The sequence below is a fragment of the Rhodovulum adriaticum genome, from assembly GCF_004345735.1.
GTDB classification, from domain to species: domain Bacteria; phylum Pseudomonadota; class Alphaproteobacteria; order Rhodobacterales; family Rhodobacteraceae; genus Rhodovulum; species Rhodovulum adriaticum.
The window spans coordinates 1-2,817 of the sequence record NZ_SLXL01000030.1 but is presented as its reverse complement, the minus strand read 5'-3'; the positions used below and the strand labels follow the sequence as shown (position 1 = coordinate 2,817).

At 64.9% G+C, this 2,817-nt stretch carries 4 protein-coding genes; all 4 read left to right on the top strand.

Annotated elements, in window-relative coordinates; genetic code table 11:
• Positions 1-98 precede the first annotated feature (98 nt).
• The 4 genes from tnpA to EV656_RS16360 all read left to right on the top strand — a co-directional run bounded on the left by tnpA (position 99) and on the right by EV656_RS16360 (position 2,802).
• On the top strand, positions 99-467 hold the full coding sequence (gene tnpA / locus EV656_RS16375; RefSeq protein WP_132605852.1) for an IS66-like element accessory protein TnpA: 369 nt from the start codon (positions 99-101) through the stop codon (positions 465-467).
• Complete coding sequence (tnpB, locus tag EV656_RS16370) at positions 464-811, top strand: IS66 family insertion sequence element accessory protein TnpB (RefSeq protein ID WP_132605850.1); 348 nt, start codon at positions 464-466, stop codon at positions 809-811. Before tnpA ends, tnpB begins: the two co-directional genes overlap by 4 nt.
• A 63-nt stretch (positions 812-874) precedes the next feature.
• Positions 875-2,506: an IS66 family transposase gene (gene tnpC / locus EV656_RS16365; protein ID WP_165919037.1), complete on the top strand. Its 1,632-nt coding sequence runs from the start codon at positions 875-877 to the stop codon at positions 2,504-2,506.
• Complete coding sequence (locus EV656_RS16360) at positions 2,506-2,802, top strand: hypothetical protein (RefSeq protein ID WP_132605854.1); 297 nt, start codon at positions 2,506-2,508, stop codon at positions 2,800-2,802. Before tnpC ends, EV656_RS16360 begins: the two co-directional genes overlap by 1 nt.
• The last annotated feature ends 15 nt before the right edge of the window (positions 2,803-2,817 follow it).

Sequence of the window (2,817 nt, the reverse complement as noted above, 5' to 3'; positions counted from 1 at the left end):
GTAAGCCCCCGATTTGCACCGCCTGCCTGAAGGTGGCGTGATCGCCTAAGACACGTGCATAGCGACGTCGCAAATGACGTCTCTTACGTGGAGGGGTCATGCGGGGCGAGGTGCTTGGGCTCGAACGCCGGCGGCGGTGGAGCGATGAGGAGAAGCTGGCGATCGTGTCGTCGGTCGGGATCGACGGGGCGACGGTGACGCAGGTGGCGCAGCGTCACGAGGTGCGCCGGCAGCAGGTTTACGCCTGGCGGCACGAACTGAAGAAGAAGGGTCTGTGGTCGCCAGATGCGGGCGCGATCTTTCTGCCGGTCGACCTCCCGGCCATCGAGGATATGGCGCCCGGCCCGGAAACGGTGCCGTCCGTTGCGGTGGAACTCCGTCTGGTGGGTGGCCGGTGTCTCCGGTTCGACAGCGCGATGGAGGCCGCGGTGCTGACCCGGTTGATCCGGGCGGTGGAAAAGGCATGATCGGTCCGGGCACCGGCGTTCGAGTTTATCTTGCCTGCGGGGTGACCGACATGCGGAAAGGGATCGCGGGGCTTTCGGCGATCGCGCAGGATGTGCTCCGCCAGAAGCCGGCGAGCGGGGCGGTGTTCGCGTTCCGTGGGCGCCGCGGCGACAGGATCAAGTTGCTGTACTGGGACGGCCAGGGCTTCTGCCTGTATTACAAGGTTCTGGAACGGGGGCGGTTTCCGTGGCCGAGCGCGACGACAGGAAGTGCGCGGCTGACCTCGGCGCAACTGGCCATGTTGTGGGAGGGGATCGACTGGCGCCGGCCGGACTGGGGCGCGCCGCCGGCGCGGGTGGGCTGATTTTACCCGTCTGTTTTGCCTTGTTTTTATGGCGATTCCCGGGGTGACATGGTAGACATGGGCATGTCGACTTCCGCCCCCGATTTGCCTGACGATCCCGCCGTTCTCAAGGCGATGATTGCTGCCCTGCGGGCGGAAAACGCGCAGATCACGGCCACGTTGCGGGCACACGACCTGCTGGTCCAGGCGCTGCGTGTGCGGATTGCGAAGCTCAAGAAGCAGGCCTTCGGGAAGAGTTCGGAGAAGATCGAGCGCGAGATCGAACAGCTGGAACTGGCGCTTGAGGATTTGCAGGTGGCAATGGCCGAGGCCGACACTGCGCCACCCGAGGACAGCGATCCCGGCGAGGACGACATAGCTGCGACACCGGAAAACCAGGAGGACGGCAAGACACCTCGCCGCCGTCCCCGCGTCTCCGACACGACCCCGCGCGAGCGCCGCGAACTGGATCCCGGCGACACCTGTCCGGACTGCGGTGGGGAGTTGCGGGTGGTCGGAGAAGACGTCAGCGAGCTTCTCGACATGATTGCGGCCCGGCTGAAGGTGATCGAGATCGCCCGGGTCAAGAAATCCTGTCGGCGTTGCGAGAAGATGGTGCAGGAGCCTGCTCCCAGCCGGCCGATCCCGCGCAGCATGGCGGGGCCTTCGTTACTGGCCTTCATTCTCGTCTCGAAATTCGACGACCACCTTCCCTTGTACCGCCTGAACGAGATCTTCGCCCGGATGGGCGCCGACATCCCCGACACGACGCTGGTGGACTGGTGCGGGCGGGCGATGAAAACGCTCCATCCCGTGATCGAGAGGATCGAAAAGGAGGTCATGGCCAGCGACATTCTGCATGCCGACGATACCCCGATCCGTGTGCTCGACCGGTCGCAGAAGAACAAGGGGCTGGGCAAGGGTGTCAAACAGGGGCGCATCTGGGTCTATGTGCGCGATCAGCGGCCATGGGCGGGCACGGCGCCACCTGGCGCGGTCTATCGCTTCTCGCCGGACCGGAAGGGCAAGCATCCGCAGGACCACCTGAAACACAGCAGCGGTATCCTGCAGGCCGATGCCTATTCCGGGTTCAAAGATCTCTACGCGCCTGGGGCCGACGGCACCGCCCAGTTCCGCGAGGCGGCGTGCTGGGCGCATCTCAGGCGCGACTTCCATGATGTATGGACTTCGGACAAATCCGAGGTCGCCAAGGAGGCGCTCGACCGGGTCGGCAGGCTCTACGACATCGAGCGCCAGATCGCAGGCCAGCCGGCCGAGGTTCGGCGTGCTGTCCGCCAGGACAAGAGCAAACCGCAGGTCGAGGCGTTCCGCGCCTGGGCCGAAAAGCAACTGACGCGCATTCCCGGCAAGAGCGATCTGGCCAAGGCTTTCCGCTATGGCCTGAGCCGGTGGGATTCCTTCTGCCTGTTCCTCGAAGACGGCCGTGTGGCCATCGATAATAACGCCGCCGAACGCGGCATGCGCCCGATCGGCGTCGGCCGCCGCAACTGGCTCTTCGCAGGGTCCGACACCGGCGGCGAAACCCTGGCCCGTGCCATGACGATCATCGAGACGGCCAAGATGAACGGCCTCGACCCGCAGGCCTATCTCGCCGATCTCCTCGACCGTATCCACGATCACAAGCTCAACCGGCTGGCCGAATTGCTTCCATGGAACTGGACGCCCGCAGACCAGCCGAACAGCGAGGCAGCGTGATGGCCGACACGACCTATGTCTGCGCCCTCGCCCATGTCGCCAGCCAATGGGGCGAAGACCCCGACCTGCTCGAGGCCATCGTGAGCAATGACGACAATCTCACCTATGGCAGCATCGTCAGCATCCAGATCGGGCCAGACGACTACATCAAGGCGCTGACCGACGACGGCATCGAAGAGCTGCGCGACATGCTCGCATCCGCACGCGTGTCCGTCGAAGAGTGGCACAGCTTCCTCGAAGACTTCGTCGCCGAACCCGACATCATCGCCCGCGTCAAGGACCAGCCGCTGCGGTAAAAACCGGGGGCTTAC

Excerpts from the sequence above, each read along its gene's own strand:
- EV656_RS16360 (WP_132605854.1), top strand. The coding sequence starts at position 2,506 with ATGGCCGACACGACCTATGTCTGCGCCCTCGCCCATGTCGCCAGCCAA.
- tnpB (WP_132605850.1), top strand. The coding sequence starts at position 464 with ATGATCGGTCCGGGCACCGGCGTTCGAGTTTATCTTGCCTGCGGGGTG.
- tnpA (WP_132605852.1), top strand. The coding sequence starts at position 99 with ATGCGGGGCGAGGTGCTTGGGCTCGAACGCCGGCGGCGGTGGAGCGAT.
- tnpC (WP_165919037.1), top strand. The coding sequence starts at position 875 with ATGTCGACTTCCGCCCCCGATTTGCCTGACGATCCCGCCGTTCTCAAG.